At 39.0% G+C, this 25343-nt stretch carries 24 protein-coding genes and 2 pseudogenes; 11 read left to right on the plus strand and 15 right to left on the minus strand.

Features of this window, described 5'->3' with window-relative positions; genetic code table 11:
• Positions 1–33 precede the first annotated feature (33 nt).
• The 5 genes from M0M83_RS04525 to M0M83_RS04545 form a co-directional block, all read right to left on the minus strand.
• Positions 34–417, minus strand: coding sequence for a 5-carboxymethyl-2-hydroxymuconate Delta-isomerase (locus M0M83_RS04525; protein ID WP_125892082.1), 384 nt, complete (start codon positions 415–417; stop codon positions 34–36).
• Positions 418–426: 9 nt separating this feature from the next.
• Positions 427–1308 (minus strand): 3,4-dihydroxyphenylacetate 2,3-dioxygenase, encoded by an 882-nt coding sequence (hpaD, locus tag M0M83_RS04530; RefSeq protein WP_248467703.1) that lies wholly within the window; start codon positions 1306–1308, stop codon positions 427–429.
• Between the two features lie 249 nt (positions 1309–1557).
• Positions 1558–3024, minus strand: a complete 1467-nt coding sequence (gene hpaE, locus M0M83_RS04535) for a 5-carboxymethyl-2-hydroxymuconate semialdehyde dehydrogenase (RefSeq protein WP_213912907.1) — start codon at positions 3022–3024, stop codon at positions 1558–1560.
• Positions 3024–3803 carry a fumarylacetoacetate hydrolase family protein gene (locus M0M83_RS04540; protein WP_125892088.1) on the minus strand — a complete coding sequence of 260 codons (780 nt, stop codon included), beginning with the start codon at positions 3801–3803 and terminating at the stop codon, positions 3024–3026. Before M0M83_RS04540 ends, hpaE begins: the two co-directional genes overlap by 1 nt.
• A complete protein-coding gene (locus M0M83_RS04545; protein WP_248467704.1) occupies positions 3803–4432 on the minus strand; it encodes a fumarylacetoacetate hydrolase family protein in 630 nt (209 codons plus the stop codon). Before M0M83_RS04545 ends, M0M83_RS04540 begins: the two co-directional genes overlap by 1 nt.
• A gap of 430 nt (positions 4433–4862) precedes the next feature.
• Between M0M83_RS04545 and hpaR the strand changes: the two genes are divergently transcribed.
• The 4 genes from hpaR to M0M83_RS04565 all read left to right on the plus strand — a co-directional run bounded on the left by hpaR (position 4863) and on the right by M0M83_RS04565 (position 13430).
• Complete coding sequence (hpaR, locus tag M0M83_RS04550) at positions 4863–5318, plus strand: homoprotocatechuate degradation operon regulator HpaR (protein ID WP_102139493.1); 456 nt, start codon at positions 4863–4865, stop codon at positions 5316–5318.
• Between the two features lie 501 nt (positions 5319–5819).
• Complete coding sequence (locus M0M83_RS04555) at positions 5820–7493, plus strand: ShlB/FhaC/HecB family hemolysin secretion/activation protein (RefSeq protein ID WP_248467705.1); 1674 nt, start codon at positions 5820–5822, stop codon at positions 7491–7493.
• A 24-nt stretch (positions 7494–7517) separates the two neighbouring features.
• On the plus strand, positions 7518–12815 hold the full coding sequence (locus M0M83_RS04560) for a DUF637 domain-containing protein (protein ID WP_248467706.1): 5298 nt from the start codon (positions 7518–7520) through the stop codon (positions 12813–12815).
• A 12-nt stretch (positions 12816–12827) separates the two neighbouring features.
• Positions 12828–13430: a hypothetical protein gene (locus tag M0M83_RS04565; protein WP_213912901.1), complete on the plus strand. Its 603-nt coding sequence runs from the start codon at positions 12828–12830 to the stop codon at positions 13428–13430.
• A 136-nt stretch (positions 13431–13566) separates the two neighbouring features.
• On the opposite strand, the pseudogene M0M83_RS04570 reads toward M0M83_RS04565, so the two are convergent.
• Both M0M83_RS04570 and M0M83_RS04575 read right to left on the minus strand, forming a co-directional pair.
• Positions 13567–13761 (minus strand): annotated as a pseudogene (locus M0M83_RS04570) (choline transporter); the annotation flags it as partial.
• 442 nt (positions 13762–14203) lie between these two features.
• The gene (locus M0M83_RS04575) at positions 14204–15124 is read right to left on the minus strand and encodes an SEL1-like repeat protein (RefSeq protein ID WP_213912899.1); all 921 of its coding nucleotides are present in this window, start codon (positions 15122–15124) and stop codon (positions 14204–14206) included.
• A gap of 31 nt (positions 15125–15155) precedes the next feature.
• Between M0M83_RS04575 and M0M83_RS04580 the strand changes: the two genes are divergently transcribed.
• Positions 15156–15635, plus strand: a complete 480-nt coding sequence (locus M0M83_RS04580) for an Hcp family type VI secretion system effector (RefSeq protein WP_125895269.1) — start codon at positions 15156–15158, stop codon at positions 15633–15635.
• Here M0M83_RS04580 and M0M83_RS04585 read toward each other — a convergent pair.
• Complete coding sequence (locus M0M83_RS04585) at positions 15632–16648, minus strand: hypothetical protein (protein WP_213912898.1); 1017 nt, start codon at positions 16646–16648, stop codon at positions 15632–15634. The two genes, M0M83_RS04580 and M0M83_RS04585, sit on opposite strands and share 4 nt — an antisense overlap.
• Before the next feature lie 307 nt (positions 16649–16955).
• Here M0M83_RS04585 and cdiI (M0M83_RS21965) point away from each other — a divergent pair, with 307 nt between their 5' ends.
• Positions 16956–17048 carry a ribonuclease toxin immunity protein CdiI gene (gene cdiI / locus M0M83_RS21965; protein WP_423811129.1) on the plus strand — a complete coding sequence of 31 codons (93 nt, stop codon included), beginning with the start codon at positions 16956–16958 and terminating at the stop codon, positions 17046–17048.
• Between the two features lie 145 nt (positions 17049–17193).
• On the opposite strand, the pseudogene M0M83_RS04590 reads toward cdiI (M0M83_RS21965), so the two are convergent.
• A pseudogene (locus tag M0M83_RS04590) lies at positions 17194–17460 on the minus strand (choline transporter); the annotation flags it as partial.
• On the opposite strand from M0M83_RS04590, the gene M0M83_RS04595 reads away from it, so the two are divergent.
• The 3 genes from M0M83_RS04595 (at position 17441) to M0M83_RS04605 (ending at position 18666) form a co-directional block, all read left to right on the plus strand.
• Complete coding sequence (locus tag M0M83_RS04595) at positions 17441–17719, plus strand: hypothetical protein (RefSeq protein WP_248467708.1); 279 nt, start codon at positions 17441–17443, stop codon at positions 17717–17719. The pseudogene M0M83_RS04590 and the gene M0M83_RS04595 sit on opposite strands and share 20 nt — an antisense overlap.
• Positions 17720–17860: 141 nt before the next feature.
• Positions 17861–18256, plus strand: coding sequence for a hypothetical protein (locus M0M83_RS04600; protein WP_248467710.1), 396 nt, complete (start codon positions 17861–17863; stop codon positions 18254–18256).
• Positions 18257–18306: 50 nt separating this feature from the next.
• On the plus strand, positions 18307–18666 hold the full coding sequence (locus M0M83_RS04605) for a hypothetical protein (RefSeq protein ID WP_248467712.1): 360 nt from the start codon (positions 18307–18309) through the stop codon (positions 18664–18666).
• Positions 18667–18671: 5 nt separating this feature from the next.
• Here the strand turns inward: M0M83_RS04605 and M0M83_RS04610 are convergent, their stop codons facing one another.
• Positions 18672–19628 carry a DUF4225 domain-containing protein gene (locus M0M83_RS04610; RefSeq protein ID WP_248467713.1) on the minus strand — a complete coding sequence of 319 codons (957 nt, stop codon included), beginning with the start codon at positions 19626–19628 and terminating at the stop codon, positions 18672–18674.
• Complete coding sequence (locus M0M83_RS04615) at positions 19628–20107, minus strand: Hcp family type VI secretion system effector (protein ID WP_213912894.1); 480 nt, start codon at positions 20105–20107, stop codon at positions 19628–19630. Before M0M83_RS04615 ends, M0M83_RS04610 begins: the two co-directional genes overlap by 1 nt.
• Positions 20108–20442: 335 nt before the next feature.
• Between M0M83_RS04615 and cdiI (M0M83_RS21970) the strand changes: the two genes are divergently transcribed.
• Positions 20443–20535, plus strand: coding sequence for a ribonuclease toxin immunity protein CdiI (cdiI, locus tag M0M83_RS21970; protein WP_423811129.1), 93 nt, complete (start codon positions 20443–20445; stop codon positions 20533–20535).
• A gap of 145 nt (positions 20536–20680) precedes the next feature.
• Here cdiI (M0M83_RS21970) and M0M83_RS04620 read toward each other — a convergent pair whose 3' ends face one another.
• From M0M83_RS04620 to M0M83_RS04635, 4 genes are all read right to left on the minus strand, one after another.
• Positions 20681–22687: a BCCT family transporter gene (locus tag M0M83_RS04620; RefSeq protein ID WP_125893718.1), complete on the minus strand. Its 2007-nt coding sequence runs from the start codon at positions 22685–22687 to the stop codon at positions 20681–20683.
• A gap of 420 nt (positions 22688–23107) precedes the next feature.
• Positions 23108–23374, minus strand: coding sequence for a DksA/TraR family C4-type zinc finger protein (locus M0M83_RS04625; protein WP_125893738.1), 267 nt, complete (start codon positions 23372–23374; stop codon positions 23108–23110).
• A gap of 71 nt (positions 23375–23445) precedes the next feature.
• Entirely contained in the window at positions 23446–23886 is a 441-nt protein-coding gene (locus M0M83_RS04630) for a GNAT family N-acetyltransferase (protein WP_213912892.1), read from the minus strand.
• 142 nt (positions 23887–24028) lie between these two features.
• Entirely contained in the window at positions 24029–24352 is a 324-nt protein-coding gene (locus M0M83_RS04635; protein WP_125893722.1) for a hypothetical protein, read from the minus strand.
• Between the two features lie 300 nt (positions 24353–24652).
• Here M0M83_RS04635 and M0M83_RS04640 point away from each other — a divergent pair, with 300 nt between their 5' ends.
• On the plus strand, positions 24653–25339 hold the full coding sequence (locus tag M0M83_RS04640) for a DUF421 domain-containing protein (RefSeq protein ID WP_213912891.1): 687 nt from the start codon (positions 24653–24655) through the stop codon (positions 25337–25339).
• Positions 25340–25343 lie beyond the last annotated feature (4 nt).

The raw sequence follows: 25343 nt of genomic DNA on the forward strand, positions 1-25343 counted from the left end.
TCTCAATAAAATGAAGAATAAAGCTTTAAACTCTTAGTCCTTAAACAAGGCATGAACATTGTTCTGTTTATAATTTAAAACAGGATCAAGCTCTTCCATGGTAAAAGACAGCGCCAGATAGCGTTTTGCCATTAAATCGGCAAAATGGACTTTGATCAGGTCGAAAATCATTTCCCCCGTTTTTTGCCTATCTTCAAGAGAGCGCCCGGCACCGATTTTTAGCGTCATATGGACAAATGCATAATCGTGTTTGCCATCAGCCATTTGCCAAGTATCTAGCCAAATTGCACGGCTACGAATGCCGCCTAATGGAAAAATACCGGTAGCAGCAAGGGCTTCATTCACTTGAGCAAACAGCTCTGGAAGTTTCGCTTCTTCACGAATGTTTTCTGTACATTCCGCATAAAAATGAGGCATAACCGTTCCTTATGCGTTGGCAGCTTGTTTATCAGTGATATAGCTAGGAAGCGGGAACACGGCATTAATTTGCCCGGTGCCTGAGCTGGCAAACAAGTCAGTTAAAACTTCCACTTTTTCAGCGTATTTATCCCAACCTAACATACCTAACAGCATCACGGTGTCGTGCATATGGCCTTCGCCATAGCAGTAATCGGCATACTCAGGCAACATTTTGCAGAACTCTCCAAAACGGCCTTCACGCCAAAGTTTGACGACGCGTTTATCCATTTGCTCATCAAATTCACGTGTGTAGCTATTCATACCGTCTTCGGCTTTTTGGTCATCAATAAAACGGTGTGATAATGACCCGCTCGCCAGTACTGCAACGGTTCCATCGTATTTTTCAATAGCAGTCAGTACGGCTTCACCTAATTTGCGGCTGTCTTCAAAACTATGAGAAGTACAGAATGCTGAAATTGAGATAACTTTAAAGTGGCGGTCACTATTCATGTAGCGCATAGGCACTAATGTCGCATATTCGAGGGTTAAGCTTGGGATTTCATGAGCTTGAGCACGAACGCCTAATTTACGTGCTTCTTCACCAATCATTTGGCCTAATACCGAGTTCCCATCATATTCATATTCCATATCGCGAATGAAATGTGGAAGTTCATTACTGGTGTAAATACCTTTGAAATGATCCGCACAGTTAATGTGATAGGCGCTGTTGACTAACCAGTGTGTATCAAAAACAATAATGGTATCAACGCCTAATTCACGGCAACGACGGCTGATTTCTTTGTGCCCATCGATAGCGGCTTGGCGACATCCAAAATTTTTACCTGGTAGTTCTGATAGGTACATGGATGGGACGTGTGTTATTTTTGCGGCGAGTGCCAATTTACCCATTTCATCCTCTCTTACCCGTTATATTTTGAGCTGTAGCGGTGTTGGCTTCACAAAACCACCCTAATCACATACTTATGTATGCTCATAGGGATGATTTCGCTTGCCGCCTAGCTACAACTCAAACTATTTAGGGTAAGGAACGCATTACCAATTATTTGTTGTAGCTATTAATTTTTTATGAATCATTTACAGTTCAAATTATTACAGGTTGTTTAATTGACTAATTGAATAAAAACTGTTTTCAGTAACCTATACACCCCAGCGAGGGATGTTGTGGTCTCCGTAGGAGATACAGACGTTCTTCATTTCTGCGAACACTTCGAAGCTGTATTCACCACCTTCACGGCCAACACCAGAGGCTTTGACACCACCGAATGGTTGACGTAAGTCACGCACGTTTTGGGTATTTACAAACACCATACCTGCTTCGATACTGCGAGAAAGGCGTAAGATCTTGCTGACATCTTGCGTCCAAATGTACGAGGCCAGACCGTACTCCACATCGTTCGCCATACGGAGACCATCTTCTTCAGTCTTGAATGGGATCAAACAAGCGACGGGTCCAAAGATCTCTTCTTGAGCAACACGCATGCGGTTATCGACATCCGCCAGAACGGTTGGGCGCAAGAAATGACCATTTTTCAGGTGTTCAGGAAGATCCGTTGGCTTATCTGGGCCACCCGCTAACAGGGTTGCGCCTTCTTCCATACCAATGCGAATATAACCGGACACTTTGTTCCAGTGTTGCTGGCTGATCAAGGCACCGACTTGTGTTTTCGGATCGTTCGGGTCACCGACGATCAGGCGGTTTGCGCGTTCAGCAAAACGTTTTACAAACTCAGGGTAAATGCTTTCTTGAATGAAAATACGGGAGCCTGCGGTGCAACGTTCACCATTGATAGAGAAAATCGTAAACAGCGCAGCATCCATTGCGCGTTCAATATCCGCATCTTCAAAAATCAGAACTGGGGATTTACCACCCAATTCCATTGAATATTTTTTCAGCCCTGCGTTTTGCATAATGGTGCGGCCTGTTGCCGTACCTCCGGTGAATGATACTGCGCGCACATCGTGATGTTTCACCAGCGCATCACCTGCTGTTGCGCCATAACCTTGGACGACGTTCAGGACGCCAGCAGGGATGCCTGCCTCAAGCGCTAATTCCCCTAAACGGTTGGCAGAGAGTGGAGACAGTTCAGACATTTTGAGAACCGCAGTATTACCCAGTGCTAAACATGGGGCGGTTTTCCACGTTGCGGTCATAAATGGCACGTTCCATGGGGAGATTAACCCACATACACCGACAGGTTGGATCAGGGTGTAGTTCATCATTTTGTCGTCAACCGGATAGGTGCGACCATTCATTTGTTGGCAAATTTCAGCAAAGAATTCAAAGTTGTGTGAAGCACGAGGGATCAACACATTTTTGGTTTGATGAATAGGTAAACCAGTGTCTTTGGTTTCCATTTCCGCAATTTGAGGAACGTTTTCATCGATTAATTCGCCCAGACGGCGCATTAAGCGGGCACGTTCTTTCATTGGGGTATTAGCCCATTTGGGAAATGCGTCTTTTGCTGCGGCGACGGCTTGATTGATTTCATCTTGCCCACCCGAAGCGACTTCAGCGAGTACTTCGCCAGTTGCTGGGTTGGTGGTTTGAAAATACTCTTTGCTAGCAACGTTTTTACCGTTGATCCAATGATTAATCTTAGTCATTACACACGTTCCTCATACTCTTTTTCGCTGATAATGGTGTTGACCAATCTGCCAACGCCTTCAACTTCAACAATGACTTCGTCACCCGGTACCACGTCAGACAGCCCTTTTGGTGTCCCCGTCGCAATCATGTCTCCCGGTTGCAGTGTCATAAAGTCACTGAGGTAAGCAATTAAAAATGGAATATCGAAAATGAGATCGGCCGTGGTGCCTTTTTGACGTAATTCACCATTAACATAGGTGTATAAAGCCAAGTTATGGGGATCTTTAATGGCGTCTTTATCGACGATCCAAGGGCCGATCGGCGTTAAGGTATCGCGGCTCTTAACACGTAAATTTGGGCGATAATAGTTCTCTAAATAGTCACGGATCGCATAGTCATTACACACGGTGTAGCCTGCGACATAATCCATGGCATCTTCTCTTGAGACCTTATGAGCCGTTTTTCCAATCACCACCACTAACTCAGACTCATAATGCATATATTCAACATTATCAGGGCGAACAGAAACTTGGCGGTGACCTGTTAAGCTACTTTCTGCCTTTAAGAAAATTAAAGGTTCTTCAGGCGGCTTAAATTCTAATTCGGCAGCATGGTCTGCATAGTTCAAACCAAGGGCAAATAACGTCCCTTGAGCAGGGGGTAACCATTCAACATCAGGAGAATCACCCGCGATCACATCCCCATTAGGTAATGTAATGGCTTCGTTATCACCAACAGTGACGGAATATTCAGTGCCTTTAAAAAGGATTTTGGCGCGTTTTGTTATAGTAGACATTATTTTCCTCCTGCTGCCACAACGGTATTTTTCAGGCTAGGAAAGCCTTCCGCTTGGATAACCACGTCATCACCGGGTTTGATGGTGACACGTTGCTGTGGTGTGCCGAGTAGGATCACATCCCCTTGCTTTAAGGTGGCAAAGTCACTTAATGCAGCCACTAACTCGCTAGCATCGCGGATCAGATCTTTAGTTGACCAGCGATCTACTTCTTTGCCATTTACTAGGGTGATGATATCGACAGGCGTATTTAATGACGTTGCGACCATTTTGCCAATTGGGCAGAAAGTATCACGGCATTTTGCTTTAATGGCAGGGCGATAGAAGGTGTCTTCTGGCAAGCTCACTTCATTTGCCAGTGCAAACCCAGCAATATACTGATGAGCATCAGCTTGACTGACTTTGCGTGCATTTTTTCCTATCACCAAGGCTAGCGTAGCGCCACTTTGTACTTCTTCACCTACAGGGTGCAAAATTTGCTCGCCTGAATTGATACGCGTATTACGCGGCTTAATAAACCACACCGGGGTTTTGGGTGGGGTCTTATAAGGGGCTTGCTGGAATGCCTCAAGCCAATGGCTAAGCTGGCTTTGATGATTGAGGGCAATGGCAAATACAGTGCCTTTCATTGACAACTCCTTAATGAAAAGAATTCAACTTTCGAGTAATTATTAACATATTAATAAAGTATAATTTTTAAATTAGCAATAGGTTTATGGAAATGTTAATTTTAATTGTGATCTCATTAACATAATTGAACTGTCTTTCTGTAAGGTGTTGTTATAAATAAAATTATTATTTTTCAATTTTTTTTTAGTTTACAAAAAATTAACTTTAAAGTTGGGTTTTAAATTATTTACTCATTAATATTTTAGGGTTTTTCTTTGAGATTGTTATTTGGCCGTGCTACTCTTAAATAAGGCAAATTGGCGATGTGGAAATTTATGGTGATAATCAACGGGTTCACTAAAGCATTGTGCCAATAAAGCACTGTGGCAGCCGCCATAAAATACCTAAACTGGGCTAAATAACGTTAATTAAGTGGTGAGTTTTAAGCTTATGCATGAATCATTGACAATTGCATTATTGCAGGCAAGGGAAACCGCAATGGGTTTTTTTCGACCGATATTAAAGTCGTATAATTTGACTGAACAGCAATGGCGTATCATTCGAGTTTTAGCTGATAAGCGTTCAATTGATTTTCATGAATTATCAGTCCAAACCTGTATTCTGCGGCCAAGTTTAACGGGGATCTTAACCCGCATGGAGCGCGAAGGTTTAATTTTCCGCTTAAAACCATTGAATGATCAGCGAAAATTATATGTCTCTTTGACACCGGCAGGGCAAGAGTTGTACGACAAAGCTCGGCAGGAAGTGGAAGAAGGCTATCAAAAAATTGAGCAGGCTTTCTCGCCAGAAAAAATGCAGCAATTGACTGCATTGTTGGATGAGTTAATCGCTTTAGAGAGCCCAGATTACAGTAATATCGCTGCTGATAAGAGAAAGAGCGCCTAAATTTTCGTCATATTTCGAACTCTAGCTGTGTTGGCTTCTTTCGGCTATTTGGGTCACATACTTGTGTATGTGGCCTAGAACCACTTCAATTGCCACCTTCCTACAATTCGAATTATTTTGAACATAGTTATTACTTAAATAATTCACTTTTCCCTTTAGATTCACTGAAGTTGAACTTCATTTATACTTTTAGTTGAGTAGCCAATCCCTCACTGTCATATCTTATTTGTAATTGTGAAATTACCTATAGGTTGCTTGTGACAAATTCTTCAGAAAAATCATTCCTAATAAAATCAAATGATTGATTTTCAGTATATAACGTTAGACTTTATCGTTAATTGCAATTTGGTCAAATTAATACAGTGAAATAGCGCAAAAAAACAATATTAAGAATGAAAGTATTAATTTTTAGTCATGGTGGATTTTTTTTATCTAAAAGCAGTTAATGAGAATAAGTTACATTACGGTAAATTTACTGTTCGTAACGAAAATTTAGATAATATGACAAAATATCAAATTATGTGGCGTTTATTATGCTTATCGTTGTTTATGATTTCGCCCTATGGCTACACGGAAAATCAATTATTCCCTTCCACGAATGAAAGTATTCAATTTGAACAAAAACAACGGTTAGAGTCGGAGTTAATCCAACGTAATCTATTGGAAAAACAAAGCACTATTTCCATTGAAGATGCATTGCCATCTCCTTCCCAAAATGAAATATGTTTCCTTATCAGTGAAATCCAATTTGTCGGCGCCACACAGCTCACCAGTAAAACTCAAACTCAGTTAACCTCATCTTATTTAAAACGCTGCCTCACACTGAGTGAAATACAAAAGCTCACCAAGCATGTAACTAATTACTATATGGAACAGGGGTTTATTACCTCTCAAGCCATCATTCCTGAGCAAGATTTATCCTCACATCAATTGTTATTACAAGTGATTGAAGGGCATGTTGAAACTATCGAGATTGAAAATTCCCCTAAGCGTTTAGTTCATCAAATATTTCCTCATCAACAAGGCAAAATATTAAATCTACGGCATATTGAACAAGGGTTGGAGCAACTCAACCGGTTATCGTCCGCTAAGTACACTATCGATATCCAACCAGGAAGCCAAAATGGCTACTCTCGGGTTATTATTCATCAACAAGGGAAAAAATGGCCTATCACGAGCCAGTTGAATCTCGATAACTCGGGTATGGAGGCAACGGGAAAACAGCTGCTTACCGGCGGTTTAACGGTAGATTCCCCATTAGGGTTTGGTGAGCAGTGGTCAGTCTCGGGCAATACCGATATGGATGGAAGTGTATCCCACCATAACCGTTATATCGTTGCGAATGTGAATGTGCCTTATGGTTATTGGTCTTACCGTTACCAATTTTATCGCAATAACACATTACAACCATTTCAGGCATCGGGCCAGCAATACCGTTATGAAGGCAAAAACACCAATCAGCAATTTGATATCAGTCGCTTAGTTTATCGTGATGGGAAGCAACGACTTACACTGCAAAGTAGCTTAAAACATAAAAATGCCAACACCCAGTTAGCTTCCCAAACCTTGAGTATCAGCAGCCCAACTTTAACCTCGCTCTCATTTACCCCGCAGTACAGCACCACGCTTGGACAAGGTTACTTCACGTTTAACCCTGCCGCTGAATGGGGAATATCCGCCTTTGGCGCCTCACCGGATACCCTCGCGAAAGATTCACCGCGCAGCCATTACCGCAAATTCAGTATAAGCAGCAGCTATCAGTATTTTTTCTCTAATGGTTTGACCTATTTAACCTCATTTTACGGCCAATATTCGCCCGATAACTTATACGGTATTGAACGCATAAGTATTGGAGGCCAGTACTCTGTCCGTGGCTACCACGAGCAGTCTTTAAGTGGTAACCGAGGCGGATATTGGCGTAATGAAATTAATAAAGACATCGCCAATACGGCAATTGGGCAACTGCGTTTTATCGGGGCTTTAGATTACGGGTTTATTGCCTCAGATAAATACCACGTTGAACATGACACTTTAGCCGGCGGAGCCGTTGGCCTCTCTTTTACCGGCAATAGCCTAATTTATTCTCAGTTTCTACTCAGTAAACCTTTGCATTATCCCTCACAACTTAAACCAGACAATTGGTCGGCTTATTGGTCGGTCTCATTTTCTCTGTAGCTTTACGTTTTTAAAGGATTATTTATGCTAAATGAACAGTTGCCTTCTCGCTCTAAGCGGATATTAAGTTACACCATTATTTTCTTAACCGTTGTCTACCCCTTACATCCCGCTTGGGGAGCCGCTATGACGGCCGCAGATAAAAACACCCAAATCAGCCAACAAAATAACGTCCCGATTATTAATATCGCCACGCCGAATGGAGCGGGAATATCCCACAATAAATTTCAACAATTTAATGTCGATAAACAAGGGGCGGTACTCAATAACGCCACCACTAATGTGAATTCCCAAATTGCAGGGCAAATCAAAGCCAATGCGAATTTAAAGGGAAATGCCGCTAATCTGATTATCAACGAAGTTACCGGCAGTAGCCGCTCAGAATTACAAGGTAAGTTGGAAGTAGCAGGCAAAGGGGCGAATGTCTTAATTGCTAACCCGAATGGGATTACCTGCAATGGCTGTAGCTTTGTGAATACCCCAGCGATTACCTTGACCACGGGAAAACCCATTCTGGATAACAAGGGGGCATTGTCTGCGGTTGAGGTGAAAAAAGGCAGTGTGGTTATTGGCGCCAATGGCCTGAATGCCGAAGCACAAACCTATGCCGATATTATCAGCCGCGCCACCGAACTAAATGGGCAAATCAAAGCCAAAAACTTGACCTTGATGCAAGGCACCAACCGTGTCGATTTTCAAAAAGGCATCGTAACACCGATTGCGGGTGAAGGGGCAAAACCCAGTATTTCCGTAGATACCAAAGCACTGGGTGGGATGTATGCCAACCAAGTGAAATTGGTGAGTACTGAATCAGGGGTGGGGATTAACCTCAGCAATGTGCAAGCCAACCAACATGACCTGACGTTAACCGTCGATGGGAAAATTACTCTTGCGGGTAATATCCAAGGGAAAAAAGACATTAATGTCAGCACCAAAAACCTGCAAATTAACGCCAATGCCAACGTGAATGCCGCCAAAGACATCACATTAGCGACCAACACCCTCGCCAATAACGGGAAAGTTACCGCAGGCAAGGATATGCGTGTCTTTGCTGATAACGTCAGTAACACAGGAAATAGCGCACTTATTCAGGCACAAGATAATTTGTGGATACAAAAAAATGCCAAGGGGGATTTGAGTACGCTGATTGAGAATAAGTCAGGGACGATAAAGACCAATGCGGGGGACTTGGTTGTTAGGACAAAAAAACTGACAAATACGGCGAATGCATCTCCAATAGAAATTTCCAATATCAATGCGACTACCAGTGATAAAAATGGCACTTATGTATCTTCTTTTTTTGGTACTAGGCAAGGAGTTGTATCAATTATTTCACTCTACCCTCGATTAGAAAATTTTCCCTATAAAAAATGGTTTGGGGAGATGGATTTGATCAGCAATGACAGCATTAATGTTGAACGAAAACAGTATTTGAATCTGGGAAATATTGGGACTATCGCATCAGGAAAGAATGCCTATATTAATGCAAATGATTTAGTTAGCGATTTTGGAAAAATTGCAGCAAAAAACAATGTGATATTGACAGGACAAAATGCATCAATATCCTCTTTTAACTCAGGCAAGTTAGATCTTTGGTATAAATATGATACATCTAATGTAGATTTAGGAAAATTTGCAGATGAAAGCGATGATGATGGAACTTATGATATTTTTTATGTTAGTGAACCGATAGATTTTAAATTAATCGATAAACTTTATTCTTGGGCTCCCGAAGCCTTAAATTATAAAACGATATCGGCAGGAAATAATGTTGTCCTTGATTTTAAAAACGCCATTAATCTTGAAAGTAAGCTTCCTAGCACCGAAAAACCTATAGCAAAAATAGTACAAGCAGGTAATACATCTTTTGCCGTTACCGCAAAAAATATTGTCTTAAATTCTAATAATATAAATATTTCTACCAACTTACAGTCTGAAAACGATCTGTCTATCATTGCAGGTCAAAACATTAATATTCATGATGCACAACTGGTTGCAAAACAATCACAAAGCCTAATTGCCAATAACGACCTTAACCTTAAACAGGTTAATTTAACGGCTAAAGACAGTACCTTGATTGCGAAAAATGGCAATCTTCAATATAGCTTAAATCCTGTCTCTGCGTTTAAAGATAATGTCTTATCTCCTCCGGTTATCAACGCCGCAAACTCGTTACATATCCAAGCGGGTAAAAATATCACTTTTGATAATGCGCAGTTAGCCAAAACGAATAAACTTACCCTCAGTGCCAATGACAATATTGTTATTCATCGCGATGAATCCAATTTCATGAAACTCGCGGTTTCAGAGCCTGTCACCAATATTAATGCGTTACTCACAAAAACAGGAAATTGGACAAGTTCAGGGGAAATAAACCTCACCGCAGGTAAAAATATTGAAGCGCATGGCATAGCCTTCAACAGTGGAAAATCACTGACGTTCAATGCAGGCCAAGATATTCGTCTAGGCTCAAAAGCCATTAAAGATGTCGATAACATATTTAGAACCAATCGCTACCCAGAATTACGTTCGCAACTCATCGCAAATGGTAATATTACGTTAAATGCAGCCCGTGATATTGACTTGCAGTCGGCTAACCTTCAGTCCAAAGACAAAATTATTGCACTTTCTGGCCGTGATCTTAAATTAACCGCTACCGCTTACTCTGCCATTCCCAACCCCAACGAAGATAACCAAGATGTACGTTATGTGACCTCGACACTTTCCGGTGACAAAGGCATCACACTGGCCTCCAATGGCGCACTCACTGCACAAGGTAGCACAATCAAATCCCTAGATGACATCACACTCTCAAGCGGTGGAAATGTACGCTTAGAGTCGGTCAAAACGAACTATCGTAAGCAGTCAGGGAAAAAATTTGAAGAGTTATATCGCCAAATTGGCACTGAAATTAACAGTGGTAAAACCCTGACCATTTTGTCTGAGGGGAGCATTCTGTTCCAAGCGTCTCGTCTCGTTGCCAAAGGTGCGATGGATATTGCGGCAAAAGGTGGGTACCTCTATGCCCAAGCCATGGAGGAAAGCAGTTACTTCGAAGAGTATAAAAAGAAATGCAATAGATGGACGCTTTGTATCACGAAAAAGGAAGTGAGAAAAACACGCAGTGATAAAACCAATAAAGTCACTGAATTTACTGCTGGTGGCGACATTAACTTATTGGCAAAAGATGATGTCACCTTAGAAGCCACCAAAATTAATACGGGCAAGAATGCCAAAATCACCAGTCAAACCGGTAAGGTGAATTTTAAGGCTGTCAAAAACTCGCAATTTGAACAGGTGATTACAAATTCTAACGGTTTTTATATCACCCAACGTAATAAAGGCTATACCTCAGATAAATGGGTTTTACCTGCATTGCATATTGGTGGAAAACTGACTGTTGATGCAGCAAAGGGCATTAGTGCAGACATCAAATCGAAAAATGGTCAGAGCTTAGAAAATGCCTTAGAGGCTCTTGGTCAAACAGAAGGTACACAGTGGCTTGCAGGCTTAAAAGACCATGAAGATGTGCAGTGGAACTTAGTTAAAGACGCCTATGACAGTTGGGATTATAAAAGCCAGAGTTTAAACCCGGTTGCTGCTGCGCTGATTATGATAACTGTTGCAGCGATGACGTCAGGTACAGCAACAAAATTTGCAGCTTGGGCCGCGTCGGGGAGTAGTGGTACGAGTGCTGCAGTGATATCAGGCGCGGCTTACTCTGGTATGACAGCTCTTTCAACACAAGCAGCGATCGCACTGGCTGAAAACCAAGGAAACCTATCCAAAGCGCTTAATTCACTAGGTAAAAGCGAAACAGTTAAATCTATTGTTGCTCAAATGGTGATCTCCGGGGCGCTTAATGGTTTAGATGTCAAAATGGGATGGACAAAAGGGAATCCGGGGAATGCTAAGTTACCTTTATTAAGTAATGGGGATTGGAATAAGGTTGCTCAGCGTGTTGCCGCGCAATCTGTGATTAGTTCAACCGTGAATACCACGATCCAAGGTGGCAGCTTTACCGATAACTTTAAGAGTGCCTTACTTAGTAATATTGGCAATCAGGTGAATGCGGAAGGTGCAAAGTTAATCGGTGATAACGGAGAAATTTTAGGGCATACAGGCAAATTATTAAGTCACTCAGTTGTTGCAGGGGTGAGTGCCGAAATCGCAGGGGGAGATGCCAAAGGTGCAGTTGTTGGTGCGTTAGCAGCAGAATTAGCTGCAATTTCATTGAACAGTAAATTGTTTGAGCCCAAATATATCAATGAGCAAGAAAGACAACTCGCATTGCTACAAGATGCTATCAAGGGTAATGACGCCAAAACTCAATTCACTAAAGTATTAGGTGGATTTGCAGGGGCATTAATTACCCATAAGCCAGAAGGCGCTTTTTCTGCCGCTAATTCTGCCGAGTTGGTATATACGTATAATTATACAGAGCATCAGTTACAGCAAATCATTATAGAGAACAATCTGGATATGATGGCGGCGGCTAAAGGAGATAAAGCTGCTGCACGACGTGTTGCGGCGCGCCAAGAAGCGGCAATATTTGTTGGTTTTGTTGCAGCAGGTGGATACGTCGCAGTTATTGGCGGCGAAATTGTTTTAGCAGCATCTCCTGAAATATTAGCTGCAGCAAAATTAGGAATGCAGGGATGTAAAGCAGGGCTAGTGCTCTGTTTCAATAAACTAGCCATTAGTTCAGCTGAAGTTATTGCCCCAGAAGCCGCTGTTTCTAGCGGAGCAGCTTTAGGAGCTGGTTATAAATTACTAGCGAGCTCTGAGGAGGCAGCCAAAGCACTTGCAAATACCACAATGAACAGTTCAAAGCATATGCTAATGGCTGGAAAACAAGATGCGAGTAAACTAAAGTCCCTCCTAAATGCTGAGAAACTACGTGTTGAGGCTAATAAAAAAGTTATTGAGGAAATTAATAAATTTTCATCTAAAAACAAAGCTAGAGATACAGCAACCATGGTTGCTGCATATGATATAAAAAAAGGCACTATCATTGTCAAAGGTAGCGTAGGTAATAAAATTGAGGCCGATATGCTTCATAAAGATACAATAACTCTTCTCAAGAAAAAATTGGGAGGAGCTGATGTTGGGACTAAAACTATTTATTGTAATAATATTGTTGGGGGGTGTGGAGAGGTATTAGCTGCTGACCAGCTAATAAGGAAAGGAGTTAATCCAACAGATATAAGGATTTCGCAAGCATATAGACCTAGAGATGCCCATGGATTCGATATATCAGAAGTTCCCCCAGAAGCGCTTGTACCTACTTGTAAAAATTGTGTCAAAGTATTTTTAGAATAATAAGGGATATCTATGGAATTGCAGCTAGATAACAATTGGTCACCCGATTTTGCTTGTAACTATACTTGGGTCGCCGGAGATAAAAATGGATTGCTTTCCTTGATGTTAAGTAATGGTTATGGTTGGCTCCCAATAGTTTTACTTAACTCATCTATTAGCAAAAATGATATTAATCTTTTATGTGAATATATAGATGGGGAATCAACAGACTATGTCAATGAAATAAATTTGAATGGCAGTTATACAGTTGATTTATACTCAAGCTATTCTTATGTATCATATCGCGATAAGAATGAGTTAATAAAAAGTTTTAATTCTAGACTTGAAAATAATAAGAACTGTATTGCTTCACTAGCTACCAAAATGGGAATGTTTTGTTATGAGGCTTTAGAGTTACCTTCTGAAGGTGAAAACTATCCAATAGGTTATGATGGTGAAACAAAAATGGGAGATTATTATCGTTTTATTGTTCCGACAGTATTTTTAACAATAGATGATATTCCTATCCCTCTTAGAAATTATATTGTTGTCTCAGATACTATTGATTTCACTGTAGACCAGTTATTTGATAACGACAAAATTAGTGAGTATTTTCCTCGTATGTACCATGGTTAAGATTATGGGCTATACGAAAAAATAAAACATGGCGAAAGTTTGGAATGTATCATAAATAACCGCCATCTTTATATAAAGATGGCGGTTATTACTGTATAAACTTCAGTCTTTAATGTTCACTCGCACTTTTTTAGGGTTACTTACTCAATAAGTTCAAGAAATGAATATGTTTTTCATATTGGTCTAGGATATCGTGAATGATCTGCTCTTTTTCCCAGCCCATCACGTTATAATCTTGCCCACCTTCTTTTAAGTGAATCTCAGCGCGATAGTAGCGTTGCTCTTCGCTCTTTTCTTCATCACTTTCTGTCCCCATACCCGATAACGCAAATGGTAATATCACGTTAAATGCCGCTCGCGATATGGATTTGCAATCTGCTAATCTTCAATCCAAAGACAAAATCATTGCACTTTCCGGCCGTGATCTTAAACTATCCTCAATTGTCGCCTTGCTAGAGCTCGAATTATTTTGAATATCAATTTGTTTTCGTCATATTTCGTATTGTGACATTGTTGCTGGTGCTGGCGTGCGGATATACCTAATCGTTATGCAGCCATTTTGGTCGGCAGGCGTTGGTCTATCACATTTTGAATCACATTTAGCCGTTTCACATCTTCCAATGTAAAAAATTCCGCTCTATAAGCAGTCATGTGACCCCCTTAATAGTTAGCCTACGTGACGGACATCTTAACTTAGCCCAGAGTGGACATTACTAAATTGGAGCCACAGCGTTGGATAGCTTAAGCACCTTTATGTTAAATTCAGACATTAATTACTCTTTTTCTATGAAGTTTTTATTTAAGAAATCAATGCGCTTTTGGATATCTTCATAACCTAGTTGATAAGCTCTTTGATATAATTCGACAGCTTTTTCATAATTTTGGGGTACACCGAGTCCTTCCTCATACATTAATCCAAGATTTACCAATCCACTAAATTCATCTTTGCTAGCTGATTTTTGATAAAGTTCAACCGCTTTATTGATATCGCGTTTTACGCCAAAACCATATTTATATAATAATCCCATAGAGTTCATAGCCACAGGATCACCTTTTTTTATGGCAATTTCATAACATTTTATTGCTTCATCATATTTTTCTAAATTTCCATACAACATACCTAGCCGTGTAATCGCGTAATCATTACCTGATTGTATCGATTCCTTATACCACTTCTCAGCCAACTCCGTATTTTTTTCTCCTCCAAGACCATCACTATATAAATCTCCCAGACTCATCATGGCATAACTGGAATTATGTTCTTTAATGGCTATTTCATACATTTCTTTTGCTTTAACATAATCATGATTTAATTCATATAACATTCCTAAATTATTGTTTGCTGAGGATGAACCTAATTTTGCAGCTTTTAGATAAAGCTCAATAGCCTCTTCTTTTTTTCCTTGATCTTCTTTGAGCATAGCTAACAGATTAGTCCCTCTCGCACTGTTTTTATCCGCAAGTTGCTGATAAATTTCTTCTGCCTTTTCGAGATTTTTTTTCACACCAGTGCCCGTTTCATAAAAACGCCCCACCATAACTAAGGCATCGTCATCCCCTTTTTGAGCCAAGGTCTCACAGGCTGCAAAGTTCATTTCTTCGGGGATGCATTTAACCTCGGATTCAGCATGAGCCAATACAGGGTTGCATAAGACTAAGAATAAGGTGACGACTGCGAATTTATTGTTTAACATAACCAAAATTTACCTACAAATGGACTTATTAATGGCTAATTTAATCTATCTCACATTAGAAGGGAAACAACAAGGGTTGATATCACGTGGTTGTGGAACTCTGGATTCAATCGGAAATCGTTTTCAAATAGGGAAAGAAGACTCAATTTTTGTCACCGAATTAAACTTTTCCGTATCTCGAGCTCAAAACTTGTCGCATCAACCCGTAGAATTCACCAAACTGATAGATAAATCATCGCCGTTATTGTTAATTGCCGTTTCAAATAATGAAATCCTCAATCTGGTTTTCGATTACTATCGCACAGCTCAAAATGGCGGAATTGAAAAATATTTCACGGTAAAATTAAACGAGGCCTCTATTGTTGACTACTCACACCAATGCCCAAACAATATTTTACGTAATGATATTGAGCCTGAAGAGCGGCTGACGATTCGATATCGTGATATTACAACCGCTCAAATAATGGCGGGTACATCGGGCTACAGTATCTCCGATGATAGCGTCTTTTAATTTTTATACTTGTTGATTAAATGGCGAATTTCAGCAACAAAAGCATCATCACTCGCGGCATTGCTTGGGCTAGCCGCCAATGTGATTAACGGGCTTAATTCCTCTTCAACAAAATAATATGCCATGGTGATTTGACTCTTATCCATTGCATCATAGACGGCGCGATTTTTATTTTTTAGCCTTCTGGCCGCTTCAGACATTTTCTCAATCGTTCCATAACTGTATATAATCGTTGCCACGATAACGGTTCGACTTATCACCTTCTTAGGACCGCCGAACGGTTTAAAAAAAGACCGATGCTTTGAAACAATCGCGGCAACAATCCGAGTGATTATCGCAGTGACAATAAAATTACGAATTTTCGATTCGGTCATAACTTCAGCGCCAACGCCGATAGCAAAATTTTTAACTCCTACATCTATGTCCCGTTTGACATTAAATCTATCTTCAAAGTTAATTATTTGATTTTGATTAGATTGCGTCTTTACCATTTGAATATAATCAGATAATTTTTGTTTTCGCGTTGGTGGCATTTGGTTAACGATTGAGTCAATAATAATATTGACGACCTCAGAAAGATTCTCATAGGGGTCATTAATAAATCGTAATAAATAAATCGCCTCAATATTTTCTTGCATGACTCGAGGATTTCTAGAAATTCGAGATTTAAGCAGAAAGTTCATTCCCATCAACGGAGGGGGCAAAACACCAAGATACGCAGCGGTATCTTCTATTCTTTTGACACCCTTAGCGGATGTCACACCGAAATCTTCGACTCTTTTCACCCAGGGATTATTTAACGCATTATCAACAGTTGGGGGATTACCTTCACACCGATAATAAATCGATTCATCTAATCCTGTCGGGGGTAAGCAATCTTTTGAACGATTATGTGCATTCTGAAGCTCACGTTTTATTTTTTCAAAGATAGCGAACCGTTTTTTTTGGGCTTTATTTGCATCGATGATTTGACCGTTATGACAGTAAAACCACTCTAAATCCCCACACTGCATACAATCCCCCACCTTATCCTTAAGTTAAACTTAAATCATAAATGAAAGAGAATTAAATGAATACATTTAACTTTGTATTTATTGATTACCATAAGACCCATTATGCTAAACGAGCAAGTTTAGAGAATAAAACAGCCCGTTAGACATCATAAAACCGCCTCAGCGCGTTTTTAGCAACACTGAGATTGAATGCGAAAACACACTGAAATCGTAGAAAAACATAAACCTGTTTTGTGGTGATTAACGATTTAACCAACCAAGTCAACGCGGATGGTAACCGAATCAATTAGAAAAAAGACACTTGGTCATGTCTGTCTATTTGAGGGATAAAACTTTCTTCTACTATGCCAGATTAGCTTGTGAAAAATATTTAAAAGTTCATCCTGAAGCGCTTAGCTAGCGTCAGTACTTTATTATCAAAAATGCAAATGTCATAAAATAGGATCCTATTGCATTAATTGACAATCGAATAAACACAGGCGGCTATAATTTTAGCCGCCTGTGAATTCTTATAGATGCATTTTAGGTAGTGCTTCTTTTTTGGTCTACTTACCCAACAAGTGCAAGAAGTGAATATGTTTTTCGTACTGATCAAGAATATCGTGAATGATTTGCTCTTTTGCCCAGCCCATAACATCGTAGTCTTGCCCACCTTCTTTTAAGTGAATTTCAGCGCGATAATAGCGTTGTTCTTCGCTCTTTTCATCATCACTTTCTGTCCCCATACCTGCTAAAGCAAAGGCTGGTTGAATGTAGTAACAGGGGAGAAATTCATAGAAAAAGTTTATATCTTTGCCTAAATCGACTTCAAAGCTAAATTACCAGTCCTTCCCACATGATTTAAATAACAGAGCAGTCGGTTTCTATATCTCAATTAGCAACAACGGCAATAATGCGAAGCTCAAGTTGTGTTTTAAATTCATCGCAAATGGCAATATCACGTTAAATGCCGCTCGTGATATTGACTTGCAGTCGGCCAACCTTCAATCCACAGACAAGGTCATAGCGCTTTCAGGTCGTGATACTAAACTATCCTCAATTGCCGCCGTGCTAGAGCTCGAATTATTTTGAATACCAATTTGTTTTCGTCATATTTCGCATTGTGGCATTGTTGCTGGCACTGGCGTGCGGATATACCTAATCGTTATGTTTTTATTGCTTTATGTGAAAAAAAATGGCTTACTAAAGTCAAATGCTACATAAGGAAATCACATGAAACGCAAAATGATCATGAGAATAATTGGGTCTGAACAGGAGATAATCACGAAAGATCTTTCAAATTCAAAAAATGATGCAGTCCTAATTAATTCAATTAGTTATTCTAGAGAAAAAGATGAAAATGGCACTCCAATTCTGCGATTGACGATTGATAAAGACTGGGATCATTCAACAGCCTCAATCTTTGACGCGATCAAAAACGATGAAAAAATAGATATTACGATTAAATATTTTATTGAGGGGGAAGAACCTTCTATTATCAATTATAACAATGTCATTATTGACCGTATAAAATCGTTATTTTGTGCTGACGGATTCAATTTCGATGATAACCTTGCGATAAGACAAGGTAAACTGTATGAATTAATTCAAGTGATTTCATATAATTAAATTTATCAGTGGTATTCTATTGCCATCTTTTCATTACAAGAAAACTAATTATGAATGATAATAAATCAGAAGAAATCATTAAAGAATTAAAAAAAGAGGATTTAGATAAATTATCTTTAATTTACTCCTCTAGAGAAAGGAATATGGATTTCCAAACATGGATATACAATCTATTTGTTAAAACAAAAATGTTGTTTCCATTTTTAATGGCATTCTCAATCAATGAAATATCCATCATTTTTTTAACTGAAAAATACAAATTAATTTCTACATTAATATTAATCATCGCATATTCAATACCTATGTTAATAATTTTATTTATATATTCAATAATAAATAAAATACCTTTTGTTTTCTACCTAAAAATGAAAATAAAGTTATTTTTCAGATTGAAACCGTTCAAATTTTAAAAAAATCAATTGTTTTCATACTGTTCTAAAATTAATTTAAACTTAGCAATTGAAGATCCAGCGGCAACGGCTAATAATATCTTGTTAGATGTATTAAGTTTTCTTTTATAATTTTCGCGAGTCCATCTAAAAATTCGAAAACCGGCATTATCAGGAAAAAGTCTTTCAAAAACAGTAACTCTTCTTAATCCACTCTGTGTTTCTGTTGGTAAGTTTCTTATTTGATTTCTTTTTTGTGGATCTACAACTTTATATGCTGCAAACCCCACATAAAGAGAAGTTATAAAATCCAGCTCATAATATACTTTTTTAGCAGTTACTTTATCCCCTCCAACAAGGTTAGCGCCTCGTTCTATACCTAAAAGTGTTATATTATCTCCTATATTAACTTTACCCTCTGTAAATTCATATACAATATCAGATAAGCCCTGATGAATTTTCCCTCCTCCTATCCCCATACTTAATATTCCAGCGCCTTTCATTGTAGTACTACGTATTCTTGAACCAACTTTATATGTAAAAAAACCAGCAGCTGTTTGTAATGCACCACCAAGGATATCTCCTGTTTTTTCTCCATAAAAAGCCCATCCTTCACCTGAAAAACTCTTTGTCTCATTGTAGATATTTTTGTTTTTCTTTCTTAGTTCAGCATAAGCTAATTTTTCTGATTCATATTCGAGTTTAATTTCCTCAGTGTATTTATATATATCAGGCCAATTTCCTGTTGAACCTATGTTTTCTTTAACCCAATCCCTTGTGCCATCTATTCGTTGATGCCTAGCGTTGTTATTATATAAAGCAATATTAAAATCAGCTCGAATCAACCTTATCACTTCATTTATTTCACTTCTGTAACCTTGTTTACAGTAGGGGTCGTCAAGAAAATACCTTGCAGATAACTCAGATATTTTTCTTAATTCATTTGCATACCATTCAAAGGTCTCTTCTGGGCTAGAGAACATTAAAAGCTCCTTTCTTCCCATATACTGTATGTACTAGTACCAGCAATAACATGCTCCCAGGTAACCGATTTAAATCGAAACGATACAGACTCTTCTGGTTGGGCTTGATTGTGAGTAACAGAATTAGGATAAAAACAATTTAGGTCAACAATTGAGGCATCTGTCAGCTTTATTTTATAATATAGCTCTAACCCACCATTCATTGATGTTCTATAAAAAGCAAAGTCGCACGTTAATATCTCACTCGATGTTAATGCTTGAGAAAGTAGTGGGGAAGACTTATCAATTGGCTTACGAATACTAATAGGCTGAAAACTGACATTTTGATGCATCGATAAATTAGAAGATAATTCATGAATAAGGATTTCATCTTCATGTCCCTTTTGATACTTATTCCCGATAGAATCTATCGTTGAGCATCCTTTCGAGATTAAACCTTGTTTATTTCCTTTTAGCGTAAGATAAATTATATTCGCCATTTTAAGCATTCCCTTTGTCATTAAAGTTCAATATAGATAGTTCACAATACCATACGCGTTACTTAAGTTAAATATCATAATTGAGCATAGGTTGCGTTTACCTTGATTTTAAAATTTCCATAAGACCTATTATGTTAAACAGGCGAACTTAGTGTCTAAAACACCCGTTAGACATCATAAAACCGCCTCAGCGCGTTTTTAGCAACACTGGGATTGAATGCGAAAACACACTGAAATCGTAGAAAAACATAAACCTGTTTTGTGGTGATTAACGATTTAACCAACCAAGTCAACGCGGATGGTAACCGAATCAATTAGGAAAAAGACATTTGGTCATGTCTGTCTATTTGAGGGATAAAACTTTCTTCTACTATGCCAGATTAGCTTGTGAAAAATATTTAAAAGTTCATCCTGAAGCGCTTAGCTAGCGTCAGTACTTTATTATCAAAAATGCAAATGTCATAAAATAGGATCCTATTGCATTAATAGACAATCGAATAAACACAGGCGGCTATAATTTTAGCCGCCTGTGAATTCTTATAGATGCATTTTAGGTAGTGCTTCTTTTTTGGTCTACTTACCCAACAAGTGCAAGAAGTGAATATGTTTTTCGTACTGGTCAAGAATATCGTGAATGATTTGCTCTTTTGCCCAGCCCATCACATCGTAGTCTTGCCCACCTTCTTTTAAGTGAATTTCAGCGCGATAATAGCGTTGTTCTTCGCTCTTTTCTTCATCTGTTTCAGTCCCCATACCCGATAACGCAAATGATGGTTGAATATAGTAACGAAGGCGAACTTCGTATAAAAAGTTCATATCGTCGCCTAAATCGACCTCAAAACCTATTCGGTCATCTTTATCGGTATGGATATGGCATACCGTACCTTGCTTAGCCAGTTCTTCAGAGACCATTTCCATCGATGGCTTCACAGATTCTTCCATAAAGCGTTTAACATGTGCACGTTTAGGGAAATAGACAATGTTACGTAAACGTCGTTGCCATGGAATAGGGTTACGGCTCGCTGTAGGAGCAATCGTTGCTAATTGCTGGCTATCGCGTTTATAGGCATCAACGCGTAACGCTTTAAATAACCCATAAATAGAAATTAATAGTACGATTGCAAATGGAAGTGCGCTAGCAATAGTCAGTGTTTGCAAGGCTTGCAATCCACCGGCTAATAACATTGTAATGGCAACAACACCCATTAAACCTGCCCAAAAGATACGTTGCCAAACTGGCGTGTTGGAATCGCCGCCAGAGGCTAGTGTATCAACAACCATTGCACCTGAGTCAGCTGAGGTCACAAAGAATACGATAACCATCAACATAGCAAAAAAAGATAAAACTGATGAGAACGGGAAATAATTAAGGAATTCAAACAAAGCGAGAGACACGTCTGCTTGAACGGTTTCAGCTAATAGTGTTGCACCTTTATTTTTAATTAGATCAATCGCTGTGTTACCGAAGAATGTCATCCACATCAATGTGAAACCTGCGGGGACAAATAGTACTCCCATAACAAATTCACGAATGCTACGGCCGCGAGAGATACGGGCAATAAACATACCGACAAATGGCGACCAGGATAACCACCATCCCCAGTACAGTAGCGTCCAACCACCTAACCAACTGCTTGATTTGGGTTCATAGGCGTAAAGATTAAACGTTTTACTAACTATTTCAGATAAATAACCGCCCGTATTTTCTACAAAAGATTTTAATAGTAATACAGTAGGACCTAAAATAACCACAAGGAGTAATAATAGAAATGCTAAGCCAAGGTTTAGCTCGGATAAAATACGGATCCCTTTATCTAATCCTGAGACGACAGAAATAGTCGCTAAACCAGTAAAAGCAATAATTAACCCGACTTGTACCATTTCATTAACGGGTAAACCAAATAAATGGTTCATCCCAGCATTGACCTGTAATACGCCAAACCCTAATGAGGTCGCGACACCAAATACGGTACCAACAACAGCAAACACATCAACTGCATGGCCAATAGGGCCATAAATACGCTCTCCTATAATAGGATACAGAGCGGAACGTAAGGTCAGCGGGAGGCCATGACGATAACTAAAAAATGCTAAAATTAATGCGACAATGGCATAGATAGCCCAAGCATGTAACCCCCAATGGAAGAAAGTTAAACGCATCGCTTCTTTAGCAGCTTCAACGGTTTGTGGTTCACCGACTGGCGGATTGAGGTAATGCATTACAGGTTCAGCTACCCCAAAAAACATGAGCCCAATTCCCATACCAGCGGAGAAAAGCATAGCAAACCATGACACATAGCTAAAATTAGGTTGGGCATGGTCTGGCCCCAATTTTATTTGCCCATAACGAGAGAGTCCCAGATAAGTCACACTCAGAAGAACAATAGCGACAGCAAGAATGTAGAACCAGCTAGCGTTATTAAATAAATTTTGTTGAAGATGACTTAGATGAGATTCTGCGACTTTTGGCATTAAAGCGGCAAAGCCGACAATAACCAGAATAATGATGGCAGAGCTATAAAACACAGGGGGACTTATTTTAGAACGAATTTTTTTAGAATCAGTATCAATTTGACTCATAACAACCTTCTTTTGTTTTATTTTATTTTTGGCATACCGATATCGACAAAGTATGCAGCGAGCTGTCCTTCTTTATGAAACAGTGAATAATGATGAAAAAGTTCCCTAAGGAAACGAAATAGAAAGAACAATAATATGGTGTTGATGACAGACTAAACTGCCTAATTTAGTAATAAAAATCCGAGCTTTTCTTACCCTCATCAGTTAAAAAATAGGCGGTTATACTGCCATGATATGGATGAATGATCAATATAAACGGGGAAATAAGATTAAGAAGAGTATGGAAATATCATGTTAATTATCATTTAATTAATAATTAACAATGTAATATTTACATGTTTTACCAATAAGTTAACGTCAATGAGTGAAAGTGAGGACTAGATAAGTAAAAACGACAGACAAATTGGAAGGAAAATGTAATTAGCGTAATTGGCTATCCTTACTGCCACGCCGGTTGTAGCCACTAAATGCAGATTGTTTTTTATCTAATTCATTTTGGCAGTTAATGCAGAATTTAACACCCGATAATGCTAAACGGCGAGCCTCAGGAATAGCCGCCCCACATTCCTCGCAAAACTCAGCGCTTTCACCGGAGTGTAATTGGCGACGCGCTTTCGCTACCGCATCATCAAGAGTGGCATCAATTTGTTCTTGAACCGCATCTTCATTTGCCCAGCCATTTGCCATCATTCACCTCGACTTGATTGAATATTGACCTTATGTCAATATAGAGGTAAGAAAATTTAATTCAAGGGCAATTATTGCTCTAAAGATAATGTCATGTAAATGTGGTCCATTCCCTCTTCATCATACATTTCACCTTCTATTTGATATCCAAGAGTATGGTAAAAATTAATGGCAGTATGTTGTGCAGAGAGTGTGATCTTACTGTAATGATGGGAACGACCATATTGCTCTACAAATGTCATTAATTCACGTCCAAGTCCTTTACCGCGATGTGTTTTTTGAACTGCTACGCGGCCTACTTTGATGAGGTTATCGTCAAGTAGCACACAACGTAATACCGCAGTAGGCTGCCTATTTAAATACAAAACGACATGTAAAGCGGACTCATCATATTCATCGATATCGATATCAGCGGGGAACCCTTGCTCTTGAGTAAAAACTTGTTGGCGTAGGTTGAAGGCATCGGTGAGGAGTTCTGGGTTTGCATACCCAATGCTATGTTTAATTTGCATAAGTTTTCCTGGGAGCTAACGAGTAAGATGTGCAATTATATCGTGAAATGGCGAATTAGTTAGGAGGGTTTTGGTGCATTTCTGAGGAAAATAAGAATGCAGGCATTTAAAGCCCACATTCTTGAAGGGGACCGGGGGATAATTATTTTTTATCCGCTTCAGCGTCATTCTCTGCCTTGAGTGATTCCGTTTTTTCTTTCATATCGGTTGCTACTTCATCGGCTTTATTAATCGCATCTGTTTTGACTTCTTGGCTCAGCTCTGATGCATTTTGTTTCAGCTCTTCGGCTTTATTTTGAGCATCTTCTGTCAGCTCATTAGCTTTTTTTTCACCATCTTCTTTTAATTGCTGGGCTTTTTCTTCTGCTTGTTTAACGGTGTCACTTGGTTTTGATGAGTCATCACAGCCTGCGATAACTGTAACCATTCCCGCGAAAAGAAGTGAAGTGATGAGTTTTATATTCATAAACATATCCTTAGCACGATGCTGGTAAAAATGGTATTGAAGCTCGATATTGGCATAATCGCCAATGTGTATATTTAACTATAGTTGAAATTAAGTGAGTTATAAAACAATTAGATAATCAATTGAAGTTGTTGTGTTTTTTCGTTGTTAGAACAAATGGATGACTATTTTTTTGAAAGTCATCTCTTGTTCCATGCTATAGAGTTATAAAAGATAGAGAATCAAGCTAAACTGATTAAACTTATTATTAAATAAATAATGAAAACAAATGTATGGCTTAGAAAATAAAGGAATAGCATTATGGCGTACTATTATTCGTTGATTATTTTAAAATTTATTATTGGTTTTGCCATTGTTATCACTCATATGAATCTATCGGGGAAAACACAGCTTTCCCAAATGACTCCTATTGATTTTATTGGTAATTTTGTCTTAGGGGGCATTATTGGTGGGGTGATTTACAGCGATACTATCCCACTGTATCAATATGTGACTATTTTAATTATCGGCGTCTTGTTTATTAGCATTTTGAACTTTTTAACGAAAAAATTTAACTTTTTTCGTAATGTGGCGATTGGTAATCCCATACCCATTATTAAAAAAGGCCAATTTATAATGGAAAATATTTTAGAGAAGGCTAATAAGATAGATCTTATCAATATTTCATCTCGAATTCATGCACAAGGCATTCATTCCTTTCAAGAAATTTATTATGCACAAATAGAACCTGATGGGCAGCTAACTATTATTTGTGATGAAAAAAATATGCCATCAGTGATCCTGATAAAGGAAGGGGTTATTAGAAACTATGATTTGGAATCCATTGAAAGGGATGAGGCTTGGTTAATGCAACAAATTGAATTACAAGGTATTGAATCAATAAACGATATTTTTTTAGCTGAGTTTTGGCGTGGTGAAGTCACGTTTATTTTGCGGGATGGTAAAATAAACCGCAAGGGTACACAGCATCTGAAAGTTATAGCTTAAATGA

This window comes from Providencia rettgeri (assembly GCF_023205015.1).
Classification (GTDB): Bacteria; Pseudomonadota; Gammaproteobacteria; order Enterobacterales; family Enterobacteriaceae; genus Providencia; species Providencia rettgeri_E.

Excerpts from the sequence above, each read along its gene's own strand:
- hpaD (WP_248467703.1), bottom strand. The coding sequence starts at position 1,308 with ATGGGTAAATTGGCACTCGCCGCAAAAATAACACACGTCCCATCCATG.
- M0M83_RS04560 (WP_248467706.1), top strand. The coding sequence starts at position 7,518 with ATGCTAAATGAACAGTTGCCTTCTCGCTCTAAGCGGATATTAAGTTAC.
- M0M83_RS04540 (WP_125892088.1), bottom strand. The coding sequence starts at position 3,803 with ATGTCTACTATAACAAAACGCGCCAAAATCCTTTTTAAAGGCACTGAA.
- M0M83_RS04555 (WP_248467705.1), top strand. The coding sequence starts at position 5,820 with ATGACAAAATATCAAATTATGTGGCGTTTATTATGCTTATCGTTGTTT.
- hpaE (WP_213912907.1), bottom strand. The coding sequence starts at position 3,024 with ATGACTAAGATTAATCATTGGATCAACGGTAAAAACGTTGCTAGCAAA.
- M0M83_RS04585 (WP_213912898.1), bottom strand. The coding sequence starts at position 16,648 with ATGCAGTGTGGGGATTTAGAGTGGTTTTACTGTCATAACGGTCAAATC.
- M0M83_RS04630 (WP_213912892.1), bottom strand. The coding sequence starts at position 23,886 with ATGCAAATTAAACATAGCATTGGGTATGCAAACCCAGAACTCCTCACC.
- cdiI (WP_423811129.1), top strand. The coding sequence starts at position 16,956 with ATGTCTGTCTATTTGAGGGATAAAACTTTCTTCTACTATGCCAGATTA.
- M0M83_RS04580 (WP_125895269.1), top strand. The coding sequence starts at position 15,156 with ATGGCTAATTTAATCTATCTCACATTAGAAGGGAAACAACAAGGGTTG.
- M0M83_RS04600 (WP_248467710.1), top strand. The coding sequence starts at position 17,861 with ATGAAACGCAAAATGATCATGAGAATAATTGGGTCTGAACAGGAGATA.
- M0M83_RS04605 (WP_248467712.1), top strand. The coding sequence starts at position 18,307 with ATGAATGATAATAAATCAGAAGAAATCATTAAAGAATTAAAAAAAGAG.
- M0M83_RS04625 (WP_125893738.1), bottom strand. The coding sequence starts at position 23,374 with ATGGCAAATGGCTGGGCAAATGAAGATGCGGTTCAAGAACAAATTGAT.
- hpaR (WP_102139493.1), top strand. The coding sequence starts at position 4,863 with ATGCATGAATCATTGACAATTGCATTATTGCAGGCAAGGGAAACCGCA.
- M0M83_RS04635 (WP_125893722.1), bottom strand. The coding sequence starts at position 24,352 with ATGAATATAAAACTCATCACTTCACTTCTTTTCGCGGGAATGGTTACA.
- M0M83_RS04610 (WP_248467713.1), bottom strand. The coding sequence starts at position 19,628 with ATGTTCTCTAGCCCAGAAGAGACCTTTGAATGGTATGCAAATGAATTA.
- M0M83_RS04545 (WP_248467704.1), bottom strand. The coding sequence starts at position 4,432 with ATGAAAGGCACTGTATTTGCCATTGCCCTCAATCATCAAAGCCAGCTT.
- M0M83_RS04615 (WP_213912894.1), bottom strand. The coding sequence starts at position 20,107 with ATGGCGAATATAATTTATCTTACGCTAAAAGGAAATAAACAAGGTTTA.
- M0M83_RS04575 (WP_213912899.1), bottom strand. The coding sequence starts at position 15,124 with ATGTTAAACAATAAATTCGCAGTCGTCACCTTATTCTTAGTCTTATGC.
- M0M83_RS04525 (WP_125892082.1), bottom strand. The coding sequence starts at position 417 with ATGCCTCATTTTTATGCGGAATGTACAGAAAACATTCGTGAAGAAGCG.
- cdiI (WP_423811129.1), top strand. The coding sequence starts at position 20,443 with ATGTCTGTCTATTTGAGGGATAAAACTTTCTTCTACTATGCCAGATTA.
- M0M83_RS04640 (WP_213912891.1), top strand. The coding sequence starts at position 24,653 with ATGGCGTACTATTATTCGTTGATTATTTTAAAATTTATTATTGGTTTT.
- M0M83_RS04620 (WP_125893718.1), bottom strand. The coding sequence starts at position 22,687 with ATGAGTCAAATTGATACTGATTCTAAAAAAATTCGTTCTAAAATAAGT.
- M0M83_RS04565 (WP_213912901.1), top strand. The coding sequence starts at position 12,828 with ATGGAATTGCAGCTAGATAACAATTGGTCACCCGATTTTGCTTGTAAC.